Origin of the sequence: Mycolicibacterium chitae, assembly GCF_900637205.1 — a bacterium.
GTDB classification, from domain to species: Bacteria; Actinomycetota; Actinomycetes; order Mycobacteriales; family Mycobacteriaceae; genus Mycobacterium; species Mycobacterium chitae.
In genome coordinates this window covers 824,112-843,936 of record NZ_LR134355.1, presented here as the reverse complement: position 1 = coordinate 843,936, position 19,825 = coordinate 824,112, and the positions used below count along the sequence as shown (strand labels likewise).

The window sequence follows — 19,825 nt, the reverse complement described above, 5'->3', positions numbered from 1 at the left end:
AGCGTGGCGGGTATGGCACGCGCCGCTGTGTTGCTGGCCGCCGTGATGATGGCAGTGTTGGGCGCGTCCGCGGCCTCGGCCGATCCGGACAATCTGCTGCCCTGGTGCTCGGGCGATCAATCGCCGATGGACAATTCGTGCAAGGTCGCCCCGTCGCAGGTGTTCACCCACGACCACAGTCCGGGGGCCGATCCCGAGATCCCGCTGGGACTCGATCCGACGTCCGGGTAGACCCGTTAGTCCATACTGGAGAAATGCGGTCCATCTGGAAGGGTTCGATTGCCTTTGGCCTGGTGAATGTCCCGGTCAAGGTCTACAGCGCCACCCAAGACCACGACCTGAAGTTCCATCAGGTCCACGCCAAGGACAACGGCCGGATCCGGTACAAACGGGTCTGCGAGGAATGCGGCGAGGTGGTCGAATACCGCGACATCGCCCGTGCGTTCGAGTCCGACGACGGCCGCAGCGTGGTGATCACCGACGAGGACATCGCGACGCTGCCCGAGGAGCGCAGCCGCGAGATCGAGGTCATGCAGTTCGTCCCGGCCAGCGACATCGACCCGATCATGTACGACCGCAGCTACTTTCTGGAACCCGACACCAAGTCGACGAAGTCCTATGTGCTGCTGGCCAAGACCCTCGCCGAGACCGACCGCATCGCGATCGTGCATTTCGCGTTGCGCAACAAGACCCGGCTGGCCGCGCTGCGGGTGATGGACATCAACAAGCGTGAGGTCATGACCATCCACACCCTGCTGTGGCCCGACGAGATCCGCGATCCGGACTTCCCGGTGCTCGACACCAAGGTGGAGATCAAACCGGCGGAGTTGAAGATGGCCGGCCAGGTGGTCGAGTCGATGGCCGACGACTTCAACCCCGATCAGTTCCGGGACGACTATCAGGAGCAGCTGCGCGAGCTGGTCGAGGCCAAACTCGAAGGCGGCGAGGCGTTCACCGTGGAGGAACAGCCGACGGCGCTCGACGAGGCCGACGATGTCTCCGATCTGCTGGCCAAGCTCGAGGCCAGCGTCCAGAAGCGGCGCGGCGGCGGGTCTTCCGATTCTGAGAAGGCCCCGGCGAAGAAGGCCCCGGCGAAAAAAGCCGCCAAGAAGGCCCCCGCCAAGAAAACCGCGGCCAAGAAAGCACCCGCGAAGAAGACCGCAAAGAAATGAGCGCGGTCAGACCCGGGCCGCGGGAGCGGCTGATCAGCACGGCCATCGCGATGGTGCAGGAGCGCGGCGTTCACGCGACCGGGCTGTCGGATCTGCTCCGGCGCAGCTCCGCCGCACGCAACTCGATCTACCAGCACTTTCCCGGCGGTAAACAGGAGCTCATGGTGGCCGCCACCGAGACCGCGGGGGCGGTGGTCGCCGCCCGCGTCGACCGGCTGGCCGAGACCGGGGATCCGGCCGCGGTGCTGCGGGCCATGATCGCCGGTTGGGTCGCCGAATTGGAGGACTCGGACTTTCGAGCCGGCTGCCCGATCGCCGCGGCCGCGCTGGCCGGCCCCGACGAACCGGCGATCACAGCCGCGGCCGCCGACGCCTTCGCCGGCCTGCGCACGCGACTCGATACCACGCTGCGTGCGGCAGGTCAGCGCGATAGCGCTCGCACCGCATCGGTGGTGATCAGCGCCATCGAGGGCGCGCTGTTGCAGGCCCGCGCGGCGAAGTCGGTACAACCGTTGCGCGATCTCGAGGCCATCCTGCCCCGGCTGTTGTCCCCGGCTTAACCGCAATAGTCGGCGGCCTGTTCTCAGGCGTCTGGTGGAGTCCTCTTTCGCCAGGGTTCGCTGCTCTCCACGCGGCTCCTCGACCGAAACGCGTCACCTCGGGGTGACGGTCATACACAGCTGGGGCGGGCCCGTCAGTCACCCTGTGGATATCCGTCACCCGAGGATGACGCCATTTCATCGAGAGACCGTCCGGAGACGCCCCGCTGCTACCCGGGCAGGCTGGTCCACGGTTGATCCGCCGTTAGCGGTCCGTTAGCTGGGACTAGCTGTGGCTTAACCGGCCTGCTGCTGCAGGCTCACCGATGCGGTGTTGACGTCCGCGTCGGCGGCGATACCCCACCCCTTGGCCGTGACCGCCAAGGCCGTGCGGTCGCCGCGGAACAGGTCCCGGGAGTACTCACACGGCGTACCTTTTTGGTCGTAGGTCACGCGGGTGATCAGCAGCAGCGCCGCATCCGGCTTGATGCCCAGCAAGGCGGCCTCGCTGCCGGTGGCATTGACGGCCTCGATCCGTTCCTCGGCGCGGCCGGTGACGAAATCGTAATGGGTTTCCAGGATTTCGTAGATCGAGCCGCCCAACTGCTGCTCCAACAGACCGGGGAAGCTGTCGGCGGGGAACTGGGCGTTCTCCAGCGAGATCGGCGAGCCGTCGGCCAGGCGCAGCCGCTGGATCTCGACGACGTAGTCATTCTCGGAGATTCCCAAGGCGGTCTGGGCGGGCGGTTCGGCCGGCGTGATGCGGGTCGAGAGCACCCGGGTTCCCGCGACGTAGCCCTGGCTGGTGAGAAATGCCGGCACCCCGACGACGTCGGACAGACTGCGCTCGACCTGGCCGTGGCTGATGAAAATGCCCCCGGCGCGGCCGATCACGCGGTGCACCAGGCCGGCTTCCTCGAGCGCGGCCAGCACCTGGCGCAGGCTCGAGCGGCTGGTTCCGTACTTCTCCGCCAGGTCCCGTTCGCTGCCGAGCTTCTCGCCGGACGCCCCGGCGTTGATGTCGGCGACGATCCGCCGACGCAACTCCTCGCTGTGACCGGACACGGCTCCCCCTCCCTGACGGCCAATTGGTACCGCCAAATCTTAGCTAGCCGATTCAGAGTTCGGCGAGTGCCTGCTGGGACTCCGGCAGAATCTGTCCGCCGTCGACAACCAGGCTCTGACCAGTGATGTAGCTGGCCTCGTCGGTGGCGAAGAACAGCGCCGCGTTGCCGATGTCGGCGACCGTGCCCAGGCGTCCGGTGGGCACCGTCGCGGCCATTTGGTCCAGGTAATCCTGACCCATTCCGTCCAGGCCCTCGGTCATGACGTTGCCCGGCAGCACGGCGTTGACGGTGATGTTCTTGTTGGCCAGCTCCATCGCGGCGGTCCGCAGGAAGCCCAGCTGGGCGGCCTTGCTGGCGCCGTAATGCGACCAGCCCGGGTAGCCGGTGATGGGCCCGGTGATCGACGAGGTGATGACGACGCGGCCGTGCCCGCTGTCGGTCAGGGCCGCCAGCGCGGCCTGCACGATGTACACGGTGCCCTTGAAGTTGACGGCGAGGACCTCCTCGAGTTGCTCGGGCGAGAGGTCCTCGAGCCGCGCCGACGGGAAGATACCGGCGTTGGCGCACACGATGTCGACGCCACCGTGGCGTTGCACGGCCTCGGCCACCACACGCCGCGAGTCCTCCGGGTTGGCCACGTCGGCCTGGCAGGCGCTGACCTTCCCCGGTGCGTCGGCCAGATCGGCGACGCTGCGGTCCAGGTCGGCCTGATTGCGTCCGGTGATCACCACGTTGACCCCCGCGTTGGCGAACGTCTCCGCGATACCGCGGCCGATACCCTTGCTGCCACCGGTGACGATGGCCGTGCGGCCTGCGAGCGAAGTGAACATTTTCGAACTCCTTCTCCAGAAGTGGTCGGCCAGGCTCAGTACAGGCGCCGGCCGTTGGAACTCAGATAGTGTTCGGCCAGCGCACAGCTGCCGGCCGCGTAACTGATTGCCTTGGTGGCAGATTCGCGCGAGTGCGCATGGCTGCCCATCCACGCCAGCAACAGCAGCCGGCGCAGCAGCACAAAGGACGCCAGCATCTCCTCGTCCGCGGCGGACATCTCCCGACGTGTGCGGTATCCGGCGACCCAGGATTCCTGCCACTCGGGCAGCGCCGGATCGTCCTCGATGAACGACACCGCGGTGCCGAAATCGTAGAAATACCAGCCGAATCCGCAGTCATCGAAATCGATCACGGTGATCTCGGGCGGATCGACCAGCAGGTTGGCCAGCCGCAGGTCCGCGTGGATCAGGCCGTAGCGCTCCGGTCCGCTGCCGTACTCGTCGAGCCGCTGCTTCAACAGCGCCTGCGCCCGCCCGAGTACCTCGGTCTCGGCCGCACCCACACCCTGGGCGTCGGTCCAGCGGCCCCACCGCGGCTGATCGCCCAGGCTGTGCTCCCAGTCCCAGGAGAACCGGCCGAAGCCTTCCGGGCGCTGCCAGCCCCGCGAATGTTCGTGCAGCCCAGCGGTGATGGTCCCGAGGGTGTGGAAGTCGTGGACCGTCAGCGAGTCCTCGTCGGGTTCGGCGCCGCCGATCATGTCGAAGTGCACGACGTACCGGTCGACCCCGCCGTCGGTCACGGTGACCAGCCGACGTCCGTCGCGGGCCGGCAGCACCGTGGGCACCGAGATGTCGCTGTCGACCTGCAGCGCCTGCAGCCAGTCCAGCTCGGACTCGATCTCGTGCGCCCGGTGGTAGTTGCGCCGGTGCACCCGCAGGATCGACTTGGTGCCGCCGTCGTCGACCAGGTAGGTGGCGTTCTCCGACAGGTTCAGCAGCTGCAGCGACGCCTCCGCCGACATGTCGTATTCGACGAGGGCCCGCCGAGCGACATCGATGTCGTCGGCGATCACGCCGTTGTCACTGCTCATCAGTGGTCCCGCCCTTCGATGTTGGCCAGCACCTCCGTGATCCGGTCCCGTGCCACGGTGACATCGGCGGTGCTGCCGCTGATGTAGAGCCGCCCCGCGGCGCCGATCATCTGCACGTCGACGAGGGTGAGGCCGGGCGCGGCCCGCTCGGCCTCGTTGGCGGCCACCGCCGCGAACAACGCCGGGGTCATCTCGTAGACCAGCAGTGACTGGCCCGGCAGGATCATTGACGCCTGCCGGTTCCGGTTCAGGATCACCGCGTGCTGATCGGTGATGTCGGTGATGATGTCGTGGTAGAGCACCCGCGGCCGCAGTTGATCGGCGGCCTTGTTGCCGGTGCCGGCCAGGATCGCCTCACCGGCCCGCTGCACGTCGGCCAGGCTGGCCGAGTGGATCTCCAGGACGCCGAACTGCCGCTCCACATAGAGGATTCCGGGCTGGATCTCCGGAACCTCGCGCAACGCCAGATCGATCACCCGCTCGATGGCGAGAGCGGGTGACACCTCGACGATCAGCGCGTGCTCACCCTGGTAAGGCGGATAGCCGCGGGCGCGCGTGGGTGTACCCAGGTAGCCGGCGAACTGCTGTTGCAGGTCCTCCACCAGCAGGTACACCCGAATGTCGGTGCGTTGTGCTGTTTCGACCTTGCTGTCGGGCGCAACCATTGTGCGCCTGCTACTTTGCGGCGACCGAGAAATGCGCCCCGAGCTCGTTGTGCGGCCGCGGGATCACATGCACGCTCACCAGTTCGCCGACCTGGGCGGCGGTCTCGGCACCGGCCTCGGTGGCGGCCTTGACCGCACCCACCTCACCGGTGACGATGACGGCGACCAGACCGTCGCCGACTTGCTGACGGTCGGTGATGGTGACGTTGGCGGCCTTCACCATGGCGTCGGCGGCGGCGAGCGCAGCCACGTAGCCCTTGGTCTCGATCAGCCCGATTGCGTTGCTGGACATGATTTCTCCTTATTTGTTGTGCGGCTACGAACCGCTGGGGTTGCTGTCGATGGATCCGATGATCAGGGCGTCGACCGGCGGCGGAGTCCCGGTGAACCAGTTGGCGGCGACCGAGCCCTGGGCGATCAGGACGCGTTCGCCCACGCCGCTGCCCAGGACGTCGAACGCGATCATCCGGGTGTCGGTGCCGTCGACCTGGACTTCCAGGAAGGCCCCGGCCGGGATGCCCTCGATGCGCCGCGACGCCCACACGTTGCCCGTCACAGTGGCTGCGATCATTTAGCGCTCCTTCTCGATCGTGATTCCCATGGCGCGGGCCTTCTCCCGGGCCAGCGGGGTCAGCACCGCGCGGCGGCCCAGCACCAGGGTGCCGCCGGCCAGGTCGGCGATGTGGCGTTCGGTGACCGCACCCCGATCGATGCGGTGGGTCGCACCTCCCCCGGCAGTCCCGGGGACGCCCGCCAGGCCGAACCGTAGCCGTCCGGCCTTCAGGTCGGCGCGGGTTTTCGGGTTTTCGAACAGCCGCAACAACTTCCGGACGAATCCGTCCAGATCGGCGTCGTTGGTCAGCCGCACCGTCTCGGTCCGGTTCTTACCGTCGACGGCGCGCGGCCCGGTGGGCTCGACCCCGATCTGCTCGGCAACCGTGGCCGGCGGCGGGACCGACGCAGGAGGGGCCGATCGGGGCGGCAGGTTCAGGCCGGCCACCGCGTCGCGCACCACCTCCCGGACCAGCGCGCGCAACTCGTTGCGGTCGATGCTCACGGGGCGCTCCGCAGCAGTGCGTCGCGGGCGGCGTCGGCGGCCTGGCGGACATCGGCCTCGGTGCCCGACAGGTACACCCGCCCGGTGGCACCGATCATCCGGAAGTCGACGACCTTGATGTCGGCGGCCTTCTCGGCCTCGTTGGTGGCCAGGATGGCATACGACGCGGGCTGCACCTCCAGCACGAACAGCGATTCGCCGGGCAGCACCATCGACCCGATCTTGTTGCGGTTGATCAGGAAGGCGTGCTGATGATCGATGCTGGAGATGATCCGCGAGGCCAGGATGGTCGGGCGCACCGCGGCGTCGATGTCCCCACCCAGCGAGTCGAGCGCGGCGTCGGCCGCGGCCTTGACCGCGCCGGTCTCGCCGTGGAACTCCAGATACCCGAACTGGCGCTCCACCACCAGGATTCCGGCCTTGACCTCGGCGTGCTTGAGCGCGACGTCGGTGACGCCCTCGATGTCCAGGCCGGGAGCCACCTCGATGATCTGGGCGGCCATGTTGGCCCGCGGCAGCGCACCCTTGATCCAGGTACCCAGGTAGGACATGGTCTGCGGCTGCAGACGATCGATGAAGATGAAGGAACGCAATTCGGCCACAGCTGTCACCTCTTGATCAGTTGAGCGAGTTCTTCGACGACCAGTGCCCGCAGTTCGGCGCGCAGCGCGTCCAGGTTGGGGTCGGACGGCCGAGCCGTCGGGGTCACGATCGGTTGCCCGCCCCGGTCGTTGGACGCCCGCGGGTACTGCGGCACCGGTCCGGCCGGCGGCTGCCACGGGTTGATCCCGGTGAAGTCGCCCATCGGCACGTCGGCGGCGCTGTTGTAGGCGATGCGCGCCCAGTTGATCAGGTTGTGCGGCTGCAGGTTCTCGCCGATGGAGCTGCGACCGACGAATCCGGTGCCGATGGTCATCGACGGCGCCAGGTTGGTGTCCAGTCCGGAGCTGCCCGTGCTGTTGCCGACGTTGACCGACACCCGCAGCACCGGCACCTGGACGGTGAAATCGGTGATGACGGACGGGTTCTCGCTGTGGATGGCCGCCGAGTGCCCGGCTCCACCGATCCGCACCACGGCCCGCGCGGCCCGGATGCCGCGGCTCGCGTCCACCGCGGTGGTCATGCCCAGCACCGGCGAGAGCTTCTCGTGGGCCAGCATCTCCTCGGTGATGACGTCGTCGAACGGCGCGATCAGCACCCGCGTCTTCGGGGTGACCCGCAGGCCGGCCTGGCCGGCGATCCAGCTGGCGTCGCGGCCGACCACCTCGGTGTTGAGGTGACCGTCGGCGAACATGTAGGCCCGCAGCCGCCGCGCGCCGTCCTCGTCGAGGATGTGTGCCCCGGCGCGGGTCAGCTCCGAACGCAGCTTGTCGGCGATGGCCTCCTCGGCGATCAGCACGGATTCGTTGGTGCACAGCACCGAGTTGTCGAAGGCCTTGCTGTCGACGATCCGCCGGGCCGCGGCGGCCACATCGGCACTCGCGTCGACGAACACCGGCACGTTGCCGGGCCCGACGCCCAGCGCGGGGTTGCCCGACGAGTAGGCCGCGCGGACCACACCCGTGCCGCCGGTGGCGACGATGACGTCGGTGCGGTCGTCGGCCATCATGGCCTGGGTCAGCTCGATGGACGGTTCGTCGAGCACCTGCACGATCCCGTCGGGCGCGCCGGCGGCCACCGCGGCGTCGGCCAGCAGCCGGGCCGCATCCGCCGAGCAGCGCTTGGCCCGCGGGTGCGGCGCGACGACGACCGCGTTGCGCGTCAGCAGCGCCAGCAGCACCTTGAAGTACACGGTGGACACCGGATTGGTGGTCGGGGTCAGCGCCAGCACCACCCCGGCCGGCCGCGGGATCTCCACGATCTTGCGGGCGGCGTCGACCCGGGGCGAGACGAAGTCCTCGCCGCGGTAGTGGTCCAGGATCCCGCGCGAGCAGGCCTGATTCTTGATCACCTTGTCGGCGACCACACCCATACCGGTCTCGGCGACGGCCTCGGCGGCGAACCGCTCGGCCTCCGCGTATCCGGCGTCGGCGACGGCAGTGGCGATCGCCGTCACCGCCGCCTGGTCGTACTCGGCGTAGGCGGCGGCGGCCCAACGGGCCCGCTCCAGCACCTGGCCGGCCTGCGCAATGCTGGTCATCGAGATCTCCGTCCGGTGGCGGCCACCCGCGCCCGGCCCACCGCGACTTCGAGGCGGTCCAGGACGTCCTCGCACAGTTCCCGTGCGAGCAGAAGGCCCGGTTTGAACTGCAGCACACGGGGATCCAGGGTCGAGAAGATCGCCCACACCCCGTTCTCGTAAAGCTCACGCATCACGAACTTGGCACCCTCGGGATGGTCGAACTCCAACCCGATCACCACGCCGTTCTGCCGGATGCCGACAAACCAGTCCGGGTAGTCGGCCTGGATGCGCCGCAGCCCCTGGTCGAAGATGTCGGAAATGTAGTGCACCATCGACCGCACCTCGGGGCGGCCGCTGATCTCGAGGGTCTTGATGGCCGCCACACAGCCCAGTTCGGCGCCGCCGAAGGTGGAGATGTGGCCGAACCCGTCCTCGTCGAGCCACTGCGCGGCCCGATCGCTGAGCAGCGCCGCGGTGATCGGATACATGCCACCGGACAGGCCCTTGCCGGTCACCATGATGTCGGGCTCGATGCCGTGCTTGGTGATGGCCCACATCTCGCCGGTGCGCATCAGTCCGGTCTGCACCTCGTCGGCGATGTAGAGGGCGCCGTACTTCTCGGTGATCCCCTTGACCGCCTCGAGGTAACCGGGCGGTGGCAGCGGGAAACCGTAGGTCGCCGGGATGGTCTCCATGATCACCGCGGCGACGTCGTTGCCGGCCAGGGCCTGCTCCATGGCGGCGACGTCACCGAATGGGACCTGGATGAACTCGTCGGGCTGGTCGGCCAGGAACATCTTGGCGAACCGGTCGTCGCCGGTGGCCACCGCCAGGCCGGTGTGGCCGTGGTACGCCTTGACGATCGAGACGATCTTGCGGCGCTTGGTGGCGTGCCGGGCGCTCTTGAGCGCTATGTCGATCGCCTCGCCGCCGCCGGAACCGAACGCCACCTTCTTCAGGGAGGCCGGCGCGGACTCGATCAACCGCTGCGCCAACGCGGTGCGGGCCACCGAAGGGAAGTGGTGGTTGCCGACGTCGAAGTGCGTCATGCCCTCCGAGATCGCCTGCATCACTTCGGGATTGCGGTGCCCGAGGTTGTAGGTGCCGCCGTTGAGGTGCATGTCGATGAGGCGGCGCCCACCCATGTCCCACAGGAAGTAGGCCTCGCGGCGGTCGATCACCAGGTCGACGCCCGAATCCGTCCAGAACTGGGTCTTGTCCGGGTTCCAGAACGTCTTGGCTCGGTCCAGCACCTGCGCTTTGGACTCGAAGGCGAACGTGCCGTAGTCGTACATGCCCACACCATAAATGGATAGTCCATTTATGGCAATGGTTCCGACGAAAGTTCTCGAACCACGACCATTGATCCCGTTCACCGACACCACCGTTTACATCGGTGTTACCTCGCGGAAGCGATGGACTGCCAACATTAATCGTCGTCGCCCGCAGAGAGGGTCCTGCATCCCGCCGGAAAACTGGACCGCGCTAGGGGTTGCGGCAACCTATTTGGTCGTGCCAATATCCAACTGTTCTGGATGTGACGTGCACCATAGCGCGGCGCGCACATGCACAAACCCTGAGGAGTCCCTAGATGACAAGTCCCCACCCACACACCGGCTTCGGTGTGGAAAGCCACGTCGAATCGCAGGACTACCTGAAGAAACGCGAGCTCAGACGCGGCACCGCGGGGTGGTTGCTGCTGGCCGGCCTGGGCGTCAGCTACGTCGTCTCGGGCGACTACTCCGGCTGGAACTTCGGACTGGGCCAGGGTGGCTTCGGCGGCCTGGCCATCGCCGTGGTCATCATCGCCGGCATGTACCTGGCCATGGTGCTGGGCATGGCCGAACTTTCCGCCGCGCTCCCGACCGCCGGCGGCGGCTACACCTTCGCCCGGCGCGCGCTGGGCCCATGGGGCGGATTCGCCACCGGAACCGCGATCCTCATCGAGTACGTCATCGCGCCGGCGGCCATCGCGACCTTCATCGGCGCGTACGTCGAATCGCTGAATCTCTTTGGCATCACCGATGGTTGGTGGGTCTATCTGGCCGCGTACATCATCTTCATCGGCATCCACCTGTCCGGCATCGGCGAGGCCCTGAAGCTGATGTTCGTCATCACCTCGATCGCCCTGATCGGCCTGATCATCTTCTTCGTCGCGGCGGCCGGGCAGTTCGACAGCGCCAACCTCACCGACATCGTCCCCACCGACGCCGCGGGCGCCTCGTCGATGCTGCCCTTCGGTTACCTGGGCATCTGGGCCGCGTTCCCGTTCGCCATCTGGTTCTTCCTGGCCATCGAGGGTGTGCCGCTGGCCGCCGAGGAAACCGCGAACCCGGAGCGCAACGTGCCGCGCGGCATCATCGCCGGTATCAGCGTCCTGATGGTCACCGCGACGCTGTCGCTGATCCTGACCACCGGCGCCGGCGGCGCGGAGGCCATGTCCGAGTCCGGCAACCCGCTGGTCGAGGCGCTCGGCGACAGCAGCTGGGCCAAGGTCGTCAACTACATCGGCCTCGCGGGCCTGATCGCCAGCTTCTTCGGCGTCATCTACGCCTACTCCCGTCAGCTGTTCGCGCTGTCGCGGGCCGGCTACCTGCCCAAGGCGCTGTCGATCACCAACCGCCGCAAGGCCCCGGTCCTGGCACTGGTCATCCCCGGTGCCATCGGCTTCATCCTGTCGCTGACCGGCCAGGGCGACCTGCTGCTGAACATGGCCGTGTTCGGGGCCGCGGTCAGCTACGTGCTGATGATGATCAGCCACATCGTGCTGCGCATCCGCGAACCGGAGATGCCCCGCCCCTACCGGACCCCCGGCGGCATCGTGACCACCAGCTTCGCCCTGGTCATCGCCGTACTGGCGGTGGTGGCCACGTTCCTGGTCAACAGCACCGCGGCGCTGTTCACCCTGGCGGTGTTCGCCGGCTTCATGCTGTACTTCGCCCTCTACAGCCGGCACCGGCTGGTCGCCAACTCGCCCGACGAGGAGTTCAACGTCCTCGCCGAGGCCGAGGACGAGTTGCGCTAACCCGCGAGGGTGTTGACCGCACCGCGGAAGACGAACGGCAGGGCCGCCGATGCCGGCACGACGGCACCGCGGCCCGCCCTCGTCGCGGTGCCCAGCACCAGCGCGCGGGTCAGCCACCGCCGCGGCCACCCCGGCGGCATCCTGGTGCAGCTCGGTCACCCGGGCCGGAATCCATTCGGTGTCAACTTCTTTGGCCCGGCTCGCCAGGGCGGCGTGCAGCGTGGTGCGCCGCACGCCGCGCCCGGGACCATCCCGGAAACAGGCCTGGACCCGACGCCGCTCGTCGAGATAGGTGATGCCCCGAAACGGCATCCCCACCGGATCCACCCCCAGTTCGGCGAGCACGGCCAGGCCACCGGGCATCAGGCCCTCCCCGCAGGCCTTGTCGATGGGCGCGGTTCGAGGTTCGGCGACGACGACCGAAAGCCCCTGCGCCCGTGCGTGCAGCGCGGCGGCCAACCCGCCGGGGCCACCGCCGACGATCAGCAGGTCGGCGTCATAGTCGGGCATCGGTGTAACCCAGGGCCGCGTTCTCGACCCGGATCCGGACCGTCAGCAGCAGCGCGTTGGCCACGGTGAAGACGACCGCGGTGATCCAGGCCGAGTGCACCAGCGGCAGCGCGATCCCCTCGGCCACCACGGCCACATAGTTGGGGTGGTGCAGCCAGCGGTACGGCCCGCTGCGCACCAGCGGTGCCTCGGGCAGCACGATCACCAGGGTGTTCCACCGCTTGCCCAGCGTCGCGATGCACCACCAGCGCAGCACCTGCGCCGCCACGACCACCGCCAGCATGGTCCAGCCCAGCCACGGCACGAACGGCCGGTCCAGCAGCCACACCTCCAGCACGCACCCGATCAGCAGGCCGGCATGGATGATCACCATCACCGGATAGTGTCCGCGGCCGAATTCCTTGCCGCCGTGGGCGAACGCCCACCGCGCGTTGCGTTTCGAGACGATCAGTTCGGCCAGCCGTTCCGCCGCCACCGCGGCGATCAGCAGGAAGTACACGCTCACCACCGCAGCAGGACGAGTTCGGCGCAGAAGCCCGGCCCCATGGCGATCATCATGCCCAGCGACCCGGGTTCCGGCGGTTCGGCCAGCGTGGCGCGCAGGACGTCGAGCACCGACACCGAGGAGAGGTTGCCGTTCTCCCGCAGCGACTTCCGCGTCCGGTCCAGGGCCGTCGGCGCCAGATTCAGCACTTGCTCGACGGCCTCGATCACCTTCGGCCCGCCCGGGTGGCAGACCCACGTCCCGACGTCCTCGGGGGTGAGGCCGAACTCGGCCAGGAACAGGCTGACGTCTTCGCCGAGATACTTATGGGCAACGGCCGGGACGTCCGCCGACAGCACGATCTTGAAGCCGGAGGCGCCGATCCGCCACCCCATGACGTCCTCGGTGTCCGGGTAGAGCCGGCTCCGGGTGGCCAGCACCTGCGGACCGGGGGCGCCGCGTTGCGCACCGACGGCGACGACGGCCGCCGCACCGTCGCCGAACAGGCTGGAGGCCACCAGGTTTGCCGTCGAGTCGTCGTCCCACTGAATGGTCAGCGAACACAGTTCGACGGCCACCAGTACCGCCACCTGGTCCGGGTACGCCAGCAGATAGTCGTGCATCCGGGCCACGCCGGCGGCCCCTGCCACGCAACCGAGTCCGAACAGCGGTACCCGCTTGACGTCGGGCCGCAGCCCGACGCGCGCGGCCAGGCGGGCGTCCAGCGTGGGGACCGCCAGCCCCGTCACGGTGGTGGAGAAGATGACGTCGACCTCGTCGGGCCGCACGTCGGCCTGGGCCAGCGCGCTGCGCAGTGCGCGCTCCGACAACTCAAGGGCCACTTCCAGATAGATCTGATTGGCCTCGGTGAAGTCGGACAGCTCGCGGTAGCGTCCGAGCGGCAGTGCCAGGTTGCGCGTCTGCACCCCGCTGCTGCCCGCGAAGCGCGTGAAGGCCTCGCCGGCGGTGGCCGCCAGAAGCGCCGTCACCTCGTCTTGGCTGTGTCGGTGCGGCGGGAACTCCACGGCCGAAGCGGCGAGCTTCGGTGCCGTGCTGGTTACCTTCATAGGGTTAACGGTAGGCCTCGAAAGGCCCTCGCACAGCACTACGTTTCGGCCGCTATCGGTGCAATAAACGTCCGCCCGAGGTCAGATACCGCTCGGCGAGTTCGCAGCTACCTTCGGCATAGGTCGTCAGCTTGGTCTGGGACTCCACCGCGTGGCGGTGCGTCCCCATCCAGGCCAGCAACTTGAGCCGGCGCAGCAGGACGAAGGAGGCCAGCATGCCCTCGTCGGCGCCGGTCACGGCCCCGGCCTCGCGGTAGCCCGCCAGCCACGCGTGCTGCCACTCCGGCAACGCCGGATCGTCCTCGATGAAGGACACCGCGGCACCGAAGTCGTAGAAAAACCAGCCGAATCCGCAGTCGTCGAAGTCGATGGCGGTGATGTCGCCGTCGTGCACCAGCAGGTTGGCCAACCGCAGATCGGCGTGCACCAGGCCGAAGCGGTCGCCGCCGTCGCCGTAGTCGCGCAGGCGCCGCTCGAGCAGATCCTGCGCGCGGCCCAGGAGTCGCCGCTGATCGCTGCCGACCCCGACGGAGTCCTGCCACCTGCCCCAGCGCGGTCGGCGTCCCAGACAGGACTCCCAGTCCCACGCGAACCGGTCGAAGCCCGGTGGCCGACGCCAGGTGCGCGCGTGCTCGTGCAGGGCGGCGGTGATGCGGCCCAGATCGCGGAAGTCCGTGTCGGTCAGCAGGTTCTCGTCGGGGTGGGCGCCGGGCACCACCTCGAAGCAGACCACGTGGCGGGGCCGCTCGTCGACGCCGTCGACGGTGACCACCCGGGTCCCGTCGCGCGCGGCGCGCACCTCGGGGACCGCCACGACACCGTCGCGGCGAATCGCCGCCAGCCAATCGAGTTCGGATTCGATCTGCTGACGCTCGTGGTAGCCGTGGCGGTGCACCCGGACCATGAGCGTTTCGCCGCCGCCGGCATCGGCCAGGCCGAAGACCGTGTTTTCGGAACGGTTGACCAGTCGCAGTTCCGATCCCGGCGCCACGTCGTACTCGGTCAACGCCTTGGCCGCGATACGCGCATCGAGATCCGGACTCACGCGAAGAACCTACCGCCAGGGGTGCGGGGCCTTGCTAGCGTGACCGCGATGATCCTCGACAAATTCCGACTCGACGACCAGGTGGCCGTGGTCACCGGGGCCGGCCGCGGCCTCGGCGCGGCGATCGCGGTGGCGTTCGCGGAGGTGGGCGCCGACGTCGTCATCGCCGCGCGCACCCGCCCCGAACTCGAGGCGGTCGCCGAACAGATCCGGGCCGTGGGCCGTCGCGCACACATCGTGGCGGGCAACCTCGCGCATCCCGAGACCACCGCCGAACTCGCGGCGGCCGCGGTCGAGGCGTTCGGCCGCCTCGACATCGTGGTGAACAACGTCGGGGGCAGCATGCCGGCGCCGCTGCTGAACACCTCGACGAAGGATCTGCGCGACGCCTTCACCTTCAATGTCGCCACGGCACACGCGCTGACTTCGGCGGCGGTGCCGCTGATGCTCGAGCACTCCGGTGGCGGCAGCATCATCAACATCACCTCGACCATGGGCAGGCTCGCCAGCCGCGGATTCACCGCCTACGGCACCGCCAAGGGCGCCCTGGCGCAGTACACCCGACTGGCCGCGCTGGATCTGTGCCCGCGGATCCGGGTCAACGCGATTGCCCCCGGTTCGATCCTGACCTCGGCGCTCGACGTGGTGGCCTCCAACGACGAACTACGCGTCCCCATGGAGCAGGCCACCCCCATGCGGCGGCTCGGGGATCCGGCCGACATCGCCGCCGCGGCGGTGTATCTCGCCTCCCCCGCCGCCGGCTACCTGACCGGTAAAACCCTGGAAGTCGATGGCGGCCTCACGTTTCCGAACCTCGACCTGCCCATACCCGACCTGTGAGCCGGTAGGGCTATACACTTCTCAGCAGACATCCAGGTTTCCAGTAGAGGGGTTCCTCCAATGCGCGTCCTGCGACTGATCGTTCCCGCCTTGATGGCGGGTGGTGCTGCCGCGGCCATCATCGCCGCGCCGGCCGCGTCCGCCAACCCGCAGTGCGAGGTAACCAGCGAGGGCGGCGGCTTCGCCGGCGGCGCCACCACCATGTGCAGCAGCCCCGGTAACACCCAGATTGTTTCGCGGCCGCCCGTGTACGCCATGCCGTGGTACGGCGACCCGTTCTACGGCGCCGGGATGGTCTTCTAAACCGCAGTCCTCCCCGCCGGATTGTCGGCCCGCATCGTGATCCAACTCCGGGATTACCGATATGTCAGCGGTACCGCAACTGGCCCAACTGCTTCCGCGCACTTGCGGTCTTCGCAGAGTTTCCTGGGCTGCCGGGAATCAGCCGGTAGCATCTTGCGGTGATGACTGTCGACTTCCGCTTCGCCGTAGGAATCAACTCCGTGCAGTCGCGCGCGGCTCTGCGGGAAACCGCTTGGCGCTGTGAGGATTCCGGGTTCGACGTGCTGAACATCCCGGACCACCTCGGTGCCCCCGCCCCGTTCCCGGTACTGACCGCGGCGGCGCAGGCGACCTCGAAGATCCGGGTCGGCACCTATGTCATGAACGCGGCGTTCTACAGCCCGGCGCTGCTGGCGCGCGATGCCGCCGAGGTGCACACGCTCAGCGATGGTCGGCTCGACCTCGGTTTGGGCGCCGGATATGTGCGGGAGGAATTCGAGGCCGCCGAGATCCCCTTCCCCAGTGCCGGGGCCCGGGTCACCCATCTCGAACACGTCGCCAAGTACCTGCGCCGGCATCATCCCGAGATCCCGCTGCTGATCGCCGGCAGCGGCGAGCGGGTGCTCACGGTCGCGGCCCGGCATGCCGACATTGTCGGGGTGACCGGGACCGAGCGCATCGAGTTGGTGCGGGCCGCCGCCGAGGGGCGCCCAGTGGTGCTGGACCTGGCGATCACCGCGGCACCCTCGGGCGACTCAGGTCTGCCGGATCTGAAGATGCCGCGCCGCTACGCGCCCGGACTGTCCGATGCGGAGATCCTGGCGCTGCCCGGAGTGCTCTCGGGTACTCCCCGCGAGTCCGCCGACAAGCTGCGGGCGTTGCGCGATGAGCATGGGTTGACGTCGTTCTCGGTTCAGCTCAAGGACTCGGCGTACTTCGCGAAGGTGATCGCGGAGTTGCGGTAGGGCGTGATGTGTTCGGCGCGGCCTTCGACTGAATCTCGTCGTTCGATGACGGTTGTCCACAGGCGCGGTCCGCAACGCGTGGTTTCGCGCGCCAAGTACACTTCCACCGGTCCGCCCCCGTAGCTCAGGGGATAGAGCACGGCTCTCCTAAAGCCGGTGTCGCAGGTTCGAATCCTGCCGGGGGCACCCTGGTTTTTGCGACTTCTTCGCAGCATTTTTCTTCACAGCAAACTCTCGACATCGTTTTTGTGATGTCTCAGGACATCGGTGACAGTTTTGCGAGATGACACTGGACAGAACTTTCCACATCCGTGTAGAATCGAACGCATGTTCGAGTCGAGCTCGCCCGATGAGCTGGTCGCGGTGGTCGAAGACACCCGCCGCGCCGAATCGGCGAACCATGCTCGACGTACGGGGGCGATCGCGGCGCTGCTGTGGGAACGCACCGCCGAAGCCGAAGGCCACGACCCCACCGACCCCGGCTACGCGTTGATCACCGGCTTCAGCCGGACCTGCGCCGAAGTCGGTGCCGCGATGAACATCACCCCGCACCTGGCCCGCCAGCTCGTCGGCCACGCCGAAGCCCTCGACACCCGCCTGCCCCGAATCCACGCCCTGCTGGCCGACGGCAAGATCAGCTGGTCCGATGCCACCGCGATCAGCACCGGCACCGACTACGTCGAAGCCGACCTGATGCCCACCGTGGACGCGGAGCTGGCCGAGAAGATCAGCACCTGGGACTGCTGGTCACGACGACGACTGCTCAACACCATCGACACCACCGTGCACGACGCCGATCCCGAAGCCGCCAAAGAACGCCGCAAAACCGCCGACACCGACCGCCGCGTCACCCTGAAGACCCAACCCAACGGGATGGCCCGCATCGACGGGAAACTCACCGCCCCCGCCGCCGTACTGTTCGACCAACGCCTCACCGCGATGGCCCGCGGAGTCTGCTCAGAAGACCCCCGCACCCTCGATCAACGCCGCGCCGACGCGATGGCCGCTCTCGGCGAAGGCCACGCCACCCTGGCGTGTGCGTGTGAGAACACCGACTGCCCCACTCGCACCACCCAAGCCGCCGGCCCCGCCACGGGGCGGGTGGTCATCAACGTCATCGCCAGCGCCGAGACCCTCACCGGTACTTCCGAGGCCCCCGGCTACCTCGATGGCTACGGCGTCATCGACGCCGCCCAAGTCCGCGACCTCGCTGATGCCGGCGCCCTGCTGCGCCCCACCACCCGACCCGAACCCCACGCCGGAGCCGACGAGCTGCTGCGCCACCAACCCAGCGCCGCCGCCACCCGCTGGGTCCGGTGCCGCAGCCTCACCTGCAGTTTCCCCGGCTGCAACCGCTCCGCCTGGCGTGCCGACCTCGACCACACCGTCCCGTTCGACCACCGCCACCCCTTCGGCGGCGGCTGGACCCTGACCGGCAACCTCGACCCGAAATGCCGAGAACATCATCGCCTGAAAACCTTCCACACCGGCCCCGACGGCTGGCGCAACAAACAACACCACGACGGCACCATCGAATGGACCTCCCCGACCGGGCGGGTCTACCGCAGCACCCCCGATGGCGCCGAACTCTTTCCCGACATCGCCGCCTGCGCCGCCCCCGCCCCGCTACCGCGCAACCGCCACGCCGAAAAAACCCGCCGCACCCTCCTGGCCCGCGCCGGAATGGCCGCCAAACGCGCCACCAACATCGAAACCCAACAGCTCAACCACGCCCGCGCCCAAGAAATCGACCTCCGCCAATGGCGCAACGAAGTCCGCCGCCGACTCCACCTCCTCAAAGGGACCCCCAGCACCAGCCCCTACTGCACCTGGGTCAACGACCCACCCGAAGACCCAACCATCACCGCCGACTGGCGCCCACCACCGCAAACACCCACCACAGACCCCGACGAACCACCCTTCTAAACCGCGTCGACTCCGATCGCGACCCAGGCGGCGAGGTGCGGCCGGGAACGCAACTGGTCACCGTCGATGTGGAGCCACCCGCGGATGTCCCGGCCCTTCATCTGCATCGGTTCCGCGGCCGTGGTTGCCAGGAGTTCCTCGGCGGACTCGGCGCCGACACGAACCATGAGCCCTCCGTGGCTACTCGCGGCGACTGCCATCCGGCCCCCGACCAGGAAACCCAGCCCGCCGAACATCGCCTGCTCACGCACATCCGGAATGTCCACGAGCAGCCGCCGCACGCGCTCCGCCAACTCGACGTCGTAGGCCATCAGGACCCATACCAGTCGCGGATCGCCGCTGCGAACCGTGCGGGAGCATCGGATTGGACAAAGTGGCCGGCCCCCTCAACGACGACGGTCTGGTGGTCGGCGAGTATCGATTCCCAGCGACGCAGTTCCTCGTCACCGAACGCGATATCACCGTCGCCCCAGATGATCAGCGCCGGCAAAGCCGCAAGACTGGGAAGGCCGGCCTCGACGTCGGCGAGAAAAGCGCGACTGCCGGTGATCTCGCGGGGAAAGACGGCCGAGCCTTCCCGTCGCGCGGGACTGTCGAGGGCCTGCCGATAGTGGGCCATCTCCTCGGCGCTGAGCTTCGTCAGCCGGTGGCCGGCCGGAATCATCGCATTGACGAAGAGATTGAGTTGGCGGATCAGCAGCCGCCCGATCGGACCACCGACCACGTGGGACATGACCTGCACGCGCAACGCGTCGATCGGCCAAGCCGCGGTGTTCGCCACCACCAGTCGGTCGACGGCCGCGGGATGCTGTTGCGCCGCGGCCAGCCCGATCGGGCCTCCCCAGTCATGGACCACCAGAGTGATTCCACTCAACCCGAGAGCCTCGATGACCGCCGCGGTCACCCGCGCGTGCTCGAGGGGCAGGAACCGGTATCCGGACCTGGCCGCAGACAGCCCGAAGCCGGGATAATCAATTGCAACACACCGGAATTCATTGCGTAGAGCGGCGATCACGTCGCGATATACGAACGACCACGTCGGGTTGCCGTGCAGGAACAGGAGTGTCGGACCCGCCCCCTCGTCCACATAGTGCACCGAGTTCCCGTCGACGTCGAGGAAGCGACTCTCGAACGGGAACAGCTTGTCGTCGACCCAACCGGGCCGCTGCGCCACCGTCATGTCCACCCCTTCGTCGAG

24 protein-coding genes, 1 tRNA gene and 1 pseudogene are annotated in these 19,825 nt (G+C 68.1%); 9 read left to right on the top strand and 17 right to left on the bottom strand.

Annotated features, from left to right (window positions below):
* Window positions 1-12 precede the first annotated feature (12 nt).
* The 3 genes from EL338_RS04060 to EL338_RS04050 are packed head-to-tail and all read left to right on the top strand — an operon-like array spanning window position 13 to window position 1,732.
* Entirely contained in the window at window positions 13-231 is a 219-nt protein-coding gene (locus tag EL338_RS04060) for a hypothetical protein (RefSeq protein ID WP_126332556.1), read from the top strand.
* A gap of 23 nt (window positions 232-254) precedes the next feature.
* Window positions 255-1,172, top strand: a complete 918-nt coding sequence (gene ku, locus EL338_RS04055; RefSeq protein ID WP_126332555.1) for a non-homologous end joining protein Ku — start codon at window positions 255-257, stop codon at window positions 1,170-1,172.
* Window positions 1,169-1,732 (top strand): TetR/AcrR family transcriptional regulator, encoded by a 564-nt coding sequence (locus EL338_RS04050; RefSeq protein ID WP_126332554.1) that lies wholly within the window; start codon window positions 1,169-1,171, stop codon window positions 1,730-1,732. The genes ku and EL338_RS04050 overlap by 4 nt, the downstream gene beginning before the upstream one ends.
* Window positions 1,733-2,008: 276 nt before the next feature.
* Here the strand turns inward: EL338_RS04050 and EL338_RS04045 are convergent, their stop codons facing one another.
* From EL338_RS04045 to EL338_RS04000, 10 genes are read right to left on the bottom strand one after another with little or no spacing between them, the layout of a single operon-like run.
* The gene (locus EL338_RS04045) at window positions 2,009-2,776 is read right to left on the bottom strand and encodes a GntR family transcriptional regulator (protein ID WP_126332553.1); all 768 of its coding nucleotides are present in this window, start codon (window positions 2,774-2,776) and stop codon (window positions 2,009-2,011) included.
* A gap of 52 nt (window positions 2,777-2,828) precedes the next feature.
* Window positions 2,829-3,608 (bottom strand): 3-oxoacyl-ACP reductase FabG, encoded by a 780-nt coding sequence (gene fabG, locus EL338_RS04040; protein ID WP_126332552.1) that lies wholly within the window; start codon window positions 3,606-3,608, stop codon window positions 2,829-2,831.
* Between the two features lie 35 nt (window positions 3,609-3,643).
* Window positions 3,644-4,639, bottom strand: coding sequence for a phosphotransferase enzyme family protein (locus tag EL338_RS04035; RefSeq protein ID WP_126332551.1), 996 nt, complete (start codon window positions 4,637-4,639; stop codon window positions 3,644-3,646).
* The gene (locus EL338_RS04030; RefSeq protein ID WP_126332550.1) at window positions 4,639-5,304 is read right to left on the bottom strand and encodes a microcompartment protein; all 666 of its coding nucleotides are present in this window, start codon (window positions 5,302-5,304) and stop codon (window positions 4,639-4,641) included. Before EL338_RS04030 ends, EL338_RS04035 begins: the two co-directional genes overlap by 1 nt.
* 10 nt (window positions 5,305-5,314) lie before the next feature.
* Window positions 5,315-5,596: a BMC domain-containing protein gene (locus EL338_RS04025; RefSeq protein WP_126332549.1), complete on the bottom strand. Its 282-nt coding sequence runs from the start codon at window positions 5,594-5,596 to the stop codon at window positions 5,315-5,317.
* Window positions 5,597-5,620: 24 nt separating this feature from the next.
* The gene (locus tag EL338_RS04020; protein ID WP_126332548.1) at window positions 5,621-5,875 is read right to left on the bottom strand and encodes a EutN/CcmL family microcompartment protein; all 255 of its coding nucleotides are present in this window, start codon (window positions 5,873-5,875) and stop codon (window positions 5,621-5,623) included.
* Window positions 5,876-6,361: a hypothetical protein gene (locus tag EL338_RS04015; protein ID WP_126332547.1), complete on the bottom strand. Its 486-nt coding sequence runs from the start codon at window positions 6,359-6,361 to the stop codon at window positions 5,876-5,878.
* Window positions 6,358-6,963 carry a BMC domain-containing protein gene (locus EL338_RS04010; RefSeq protein ID WP_126332546.1) on the bottom strand — a complete coding sequence of 202 codons (606 nt, stop codon included), beginning with the start codon at window positions 6,961-6,963 and terminating at the stop codon, window positions 6,358-6,360. Before EL338_RS04010 ends, EL338_RS04015 begins: the two co-directional genes overlap by 4 nt.
* Before the next feature lie 5 nt (window positions 6,964-6,968).
* Window positions 6,969-8,501, bottom strand: a complete 1,533-nt coding sequence (locus EL338_RS04005) for an aldehyde dehydrogenase family protein (protein WP_126332545.1) — start codon at window positions 8,499-8,501, stop codon at window positions 6,969-6,971.
* Window positions 8,498-9,778: a class-III pyridoxal-phosphate-dependent aminotransferase gene (locus tag EL338_RS04000; RefSeq protein ID WP_126332544.1), complete on the bottom strand. Its 1,281-nt coding sequence runs from the start codon at window positions 9,776-9,778 to the stop codon at window positions 8,498-8,500. Before EL338_RS04000 ends, EL338_RS04005 begins: the two co-directional genes overlap by 4 nt.
* Before the next feature lie 296 nt (window positions 9,779-10,074).
* Between EL338_RS04000 and eat the strand changes: the two genes are divergently transcribed.
* On the top strand, window positions 10,075-11,508 hold the full coding sequence (gene eat / locus EL338_RS03995; RefSeq protein ID WP_126332543.1) for an ethanolamine permease: 1,434 nt from the start codon (window positions 10,075-10,077) through the stop codon (window positions 11,506-11,508).
* Here the strand turns inward: eat and EL338_RS26105 are convergent.
* From EL338_RS26105 to EL338_RS03975, 5 genes and pseudogenes are all read right to left on the bottom strand, one after another.
* Window positions 11,505-11,648, bottom strand: a complete 144-nt coding sequence (locus tag EL338_RS26105; protein WP_163792007.1) for a hypothetical protein — start codon at window positions 11,646-11,648, stop codon at window positions 11,505-11,507. The two genes, eat and EL338_RS26105, sit on opposite strands and share 4 nt — an antisense overlap.
* Window positions 11,626-12,018 (bottom strand): annotated as a pseudogene (locus tag EL338_RS03990) (NAD(P)/FAD-dependent oxidoreductase); the annotation flags it as partial. The pseudogene EL338_RS03990 and the gene EL338_RS26105, both read right to left, overlap by 23 nt.
* Window positions 12,005-12,517 (bottom strand): isoprenylcysteine carboxyl methyltransferase family protein, encoded by a 513-nt coding sequence (locus tag EL338_RS03985; RefSeq protein WP_126336668.1) that lies wholly within the window; start codon window positions 12,515-12,517, stop codon window positions 12,005-12,007. The pseudogene EL338_RS03990 and the gene EL338_RS03985, both read right to left, overlap by 14 nt.
* Before the next feature lie 2 nt (window positions 12,518-12,519).
* Window positions 12,520-13,569, bottom strand: a complete 1,050-nt coding sequence (locus EL338_RS03980) for a type III polyketide synthase (RefSeq protein WP_126332542.1) — start codon at window positions 13,567-13,569, stop codon at window positions 12,520-12,522.
* A 52-nt stretch (window positions 13,570-13,621) separates the two neighbouring features.
* Complete coding sequence (locus tag EL338_RS03975; RefSeq protein WP_126332541.1) at window positions 13,622-14,614, bottom strand: phosphotransferase enzyme family protein; 993 nt, start codon at window positions 14,612-14,614, stop codon at window positions 13,622-13,624.
* A 48-nt stretch (window positions 14,615-14,662) separates the two neighbouring features.
* On the opposite strand from EL338_RS03975, the gene EL338_RS03970 reads away from it, so the two are divergent.
* From EL338_RS03970 to EL338_RS03950, 5 genes are all read left to right on the top strand, one after another.
* Window positions 14,663-15,454, top strand: a complete 792-nt coding sequence (locus EL338_RS03970) for an SDR family oxidoreductase (protein WP_126332540.1) — start codon at window positions 14,663-14,665, stop codon at window positions 15,452-15,454.
* A 60-nt stretch (window positions 15,455-15,514) separates the two neighbouring features.
* Entirely contained in the window at window positions 15,515-15,757 is a 243-nt protein-coding gene (locus EL338_RS03965) for a hypothetical protein (protein WP_126332539.1), read from the top strand.
* Between the two features lie 161 nt (window positions 15,758-15,918).
* On the top strand, window positions 15,919-16,701 hold the full coding sequence (locus tag EL338_RS03960) for a TIGR03621 family F420-dependent LLM class oxidoreductase (protein WP_126332538.1): 783 nt from the start codon (window positions 15,919-15,921) through the stop codon (window positions 16,699-16,701).
* A 113-nt stretch (window positions 16,702-16,814) separates the two neighbouring features.
* A tRNA-Arg gene (locus EL338_RS03955) sits at window positions 16,815-16,887 on the top strand.
* Between the two features lie 141 nt (window positions 16,888-17,028).
* The gene (locus tag EL338_RS03950) at window positions 17,029-18,627 is read left to right on the top strand and encodes an HNH endonuclease signature motif containing protein (RefSeq protein WP_126332537.1); all 1,599 of its coding nucleotides are present in this window, start codon (window positions 17,029-17,031) and stop codon (window positions 18,625-18,627) included.
* On the opposite strand, the gene EL338_RS03945 is transcribed toward EL338_RS03950, so the two are convergent.
* Window positions 18,624-18,938, bottom strand: coding sequence for a TfoX/Sxy family protein (locus EL338_RS03945; RefSeq protein ID WP_126332536.1), 315 nt, complete (start codon window positions 18,936-18,938; stop codon window positions 18,624-18,626). The two genes, EL338_RS03950 and EL338_RS03945, sit on opposite strands and share 4 nt — an antisense overlap.
* Complete coding sequence (locus tag EL338_RS03940) at window positions 18,938-19,807, bottom strand: alpha/beta fold hydrolase (protein WP_126332535.1); 870 nt, start codon at window positions 19,805-19,807, stop codon at window positions 18,938-18,940. The genes EL338_RS03945 and EL338_RS03940 overlap by 1 nt, the downstream gene beginning before the upstream one ends.
* Window positions 19,808-19,825 lie beyond the last annotated feature (18 nt).

Bases quoted from the DNA above. Each gene is read 5' to 3' on its own strand.
- EL338_RS04060 (WP_126332556.1), top strand. From the start codon at position 13: ATGGCACGCGCCGCTGTGTTGCTGGCCGCCGTGATGATGGCAGTGTTG.
- ku (WP_126332555.1), top strand. From the start codon at position 255: ATGCGGTCCATCTGGAAGGGTTCGATTGCCTTTGGCCTGGTGAATGTC.
- EL338_RS04050 (WP_126332554.1), top strand. From the start codon at position 1,169: ATGAGCGCGGTCAGACCCGGGCCGCGGGAGCGGCTGATCAGCACGGCC.
- fabG (WP_126332552.1), bottom strand. From the start codon at position 3,608: ATGTTCACTTCGCTCGCAGGCCGCACGGCCATCGTCACCGGTGGCAGC.
- EL338_RS04035 (WP_126332551.1), bottom strand. From the start codon at position 4,639: ATGAGCAGTGACAACGGCGTGATCGCCGACGACATCGATGTCGCTCGG.
- EL338_RS04030 (WP_126332550.1), bottom strand. From the start codon at position 5,304: ATGGTTGCGCCCGACAGCAAGGTCGAAACAGCACAACGCACCGACATT.
- EL338_RS04025 (WP_126332549.1), bottom strand. From the start codon at position 5,596: ATGTCCAGCAACGCAATCGGGCTGATCGAGACCAAGGGCTACGTGGCT.
- EL338_RS04020 (WP_126332548.1), bottom strand. From the start codon at position 5,875: ATGATCGCAGCCACTGTGACGGGCAACGTGTGGGCGTCGCGGCGCATC.
- EL338_RS04005 (WP_126332545.1), bottom strand. From the start codon at position 8,501: ATGACCAGCATTGCGCAGGCCGGCCAGGTGCTGGAGCGGGCCCGTTGG.
- EL338_RS04000 (WP_126332544.1), bottom strand. From the start codon at position 9,778: ATGTACGACTACGGCACGTTCGCCTTCGAGTCCAAAGCGCAGGTGCTG.
- eat (WP_126332543.1), top strand. From the start codon at position 10,075: ATGACAAGTCCCCACCCACACACCGGCTTCGGTGTGGAAAGCCACGTC.
- EL338_RS26105 (WP_163792007.1), bottom strand. From the start codon at position 11,648: ATGCCGCCGGGGTGGCCGCGGCGGTGGCTGACCCGCGCGCTGGTGCTG.
- EL338_RS03980 (WP_126332542.1), bottom strand. From the start codon at position 13,569: ATGAAGGTAACCAGCACGGCACCGAAGCTCGCCGCTTCGGCCGTGGAG.
- EL338_RS03970 (WP_126332540.1), top strand. From the start codon at position 14,663: ATGATCCTCGACAAATTCCGACTCGACGACCAGGTGGCCGTGGTCACC.
- EL338_RS03965 (WP_126332539.1), top strand. From the start codon at position 15,515: ATGCGCGTCCTGCGACTGATCGTTCCCGCCTTGATGGCGGGTGGTGCT.
- EL338_RS03960 (WP_126332538.1), top strand. From the start codon at position 15,919: ATGACTGTCGACTTCCGCTTCGCCGTAGGAATCAACTCCGTGCAGTCG.
- EL338_RS03950 (WP_126332537.1), top strand. From the start codon at position 17,029: ATGTTCGAGTCGAGCTCGCCCGATGAGCTGGTCGCGGTGGTCGAAGAC.
- EL338_RS03945 (WP_126332536.1), bottom strand. From the start codon at position 18,938: ATGGCCTACGACGTCGAGTTGGCGGAGCGCGTGCGGCGGCTGCTCGTG.
- EL338_RS03940 (WP_126332535.1), bottom strand. From the start codon at position 19,807: ATGACGGTGGCGCAGCGGCCCGGTTGGGTCGACGACAAGCTGTTCCCG.